The 611-nt window shown below is 44.7% G+C and carries 3 tRNA genes; all 3 read right to left on the bottom strand.

Annotation, left to right across the window (positions count from 1 at the left end):
* Positions 1-139: 139 nt before the first annotated feature.
* Positions 140-213 (bottom strand) — tRNA-Gly (locus AC2Q9J_RS17575).
* Positions 214-243: 30 nt separating this feature from the next.
* Positions 244-320: transfer RNA gene (locus AC2Q9J_RS17570), tRNA-Arg, on the bottom strand.
* A gap of 15 nt (positions 321-335) precedes the next feature.
* Positions 336-421 (bottom strand) — tRNA-Leu (locus AC2Q9J_RS17565).
* Positions 422-611: the final 190 nt, after the last annotated feature.

Raw genomic sequence — 611 nt, 5'->3', positions numbered from 1 at the left:
CATCGCCTGTCCGAAGACAGCGCGATTCGCTTTGATCTGCACAAGTGCTGATCAGTAAGTTTGCTCCGACCGCTTGCACGGCCATCGCATAATTGTTGACGTTTTGCTGTTCAGTTTTCAAGGTTCAAAATAAAAGTTATGGAGCGGGTGAAGGGAATCGAACCCTCATCATCAGCTTGGAAGGCTGAGGTTTTACCACTAAACTACACCCGCATAAAGTTTGTATTATATAGAAGAAAAAATTGGCGCGCCCGAGAGGACTCGAACCTCTAACCGCTTGATTCGTAGTCAAGTACTCTATCCAATTGAGCTACGGGCGCAATCGGAATACGCTATGGTGCGGCCGAGAAGAGTCGAACTTCCACGGGATTTCTCCCACTAGGCCCTCAACCTAGCGCGTCTGCCATTCCGCCACGACCGCATAAAATTATTTTAGAGACAAATTATATTATAACCTTTTGTTAGCTTTAAGTCAACAACAATGTTTGACGATCAATTCGATAATATATTTATCTTTATTATAATCTACATAATAAAAATGGCTGGGGTACCTGGATTCGAACCAGGGCATGACGGGATCAAAACCCGTTGCCTTACCGCTTGGCTATACC

This window comes from Planococcus sp. RAB007_Raresut (assembly GCF_057369535.1).
The sequence above is the reverse complement of the archived record's forward strand: the minus strand, read 5'-3'. Positions and strand labels throughout refer to the sequence as shown.